This window comes from Thermogutta sp. (assembly GCF_014359955.1).
Taxonomy (GTDB): domain Bacteria; phylum Planctomycetota; class Planctomycetia; order Pirellulales; family Thermoguttaceae; genus Thermogutta.
This window is the reverse complement of sequence record NZ_JACIYL010001052.1, coordinates 1-1,222: the sequence shown is the minus strand read 5'-3', so window position 1 is coordinate 1,222 and position 1,222 is coordinate 1. Positions and strand designations below refer to the sequence as shown.

Below are 1,222 nucleotides of genomic sequence, written 5' to 3'. Positions count from 1 at the left end.
GCAATTCATGAATGGCCCCTACCACATGCTACTCCTTCCGGTTCCAAGAGACTCCTCCTAAAGGTGGGGATGGATCAGCGCGACAGGGTTTTCTGAAGCCCGAGCAGGCACGTGTTCGAGATCGGATCTCGCTTGCTCGTCAAAATGGGCGGGATTTTCCGTCCAATTGGATTGGAGGGCTTATCCCGCATTTGTCGATAGTAATATCGACGTAACGGGTCGCTCACGCTAATATCGCGTCCCTTTCCAATAAACCCACGGGCCGGCATAACCGACCGGGAAGGACTTTTTCGGGAGCAAGGATGCCACCTATGTTGCGGAAGAATGGAATGCCTCGCCACGATGGCCGTCGGTTGGGAGCCTCCCGCAAACATCGCAGACTGACACTGGAACAACTGGAAGATCGACAACTCCTCAGCGGCGTCGGATTTAGCTGGGAAACGCCTCTCGGGTACGGTGACGCGGGGGCCATGTCGGGCAACATCATACCGGGCACACTGGGACTGGTTCCGGCCCCCGATCTGACGCTCCCTGCGACCATCAACCCTTATCAGCCCCCCCAGGAAGTCGAGACCTGGATCGACGGGAGTACGGTGCACTATCGCGCCAATGTGGGGGGTGTCTGGCAGGAAGGTTCCACCTCCTACGGCTCCGATCAGGTGATTGTCGACGTGTTGAGTGAGAAAGGGGTGGTCGCCTGGACGGTGGGGACCGCCCTGCCCAACGGCCAGATCGTGGCACGCAAAGTGGGCGTGGCGATTTACGACACCAATCAAGGGGCCTGGAAAACGGCGGAAAGCCCAAATCTGGGGGTTCTCGCTGTCACTCAGTTGGAGAGCAAGGATGGCATCGTCGCCTGGACGATCGGCTATCCCACTGCGAACGGCTACATCCCGCGGGAAGTCGGGGCGGCGGTGTACGATCCCGACGCTTCGGCCGGGGGTTGGAAATTTTTCCAGACGAACACATCAGGCGGCAGCCGAACGATCGAAGAACTTCTCCTCAACGACGGCAGCGTGGGCTGGACCATCGGTGATCCCGCGGCCGGCACGCCGACGCCCGTTCGGTCGGTGGGGATGGCTACCTACGACTTTGACAATCATGAATGGGCGCGATTCCAGGTCAACGCCAGGGCAAACGAGCGCTTCATCAACGTGACCAACGCAGGCGGAGCCATGTTCTGGGCGATAACCCGCGACGGCAACGCCAATGCCGGGGCGCC

The 1,222-nt window shown here is 60.1% G+C and carries 1 protein-coding gene; it reads left to right on the top strand.

Going from position 1 to position 1,222, the window contains the following annotated elements:
- Positions 1-311: 311 nt before the first annotated feature.
- The coding region (locus H5U08_RS19305) for a hypothetical protein (RefSeq protein WP_297036961.1) at positions 312-1,222 on the top strand (911 nt) is incomplete at its 3' end.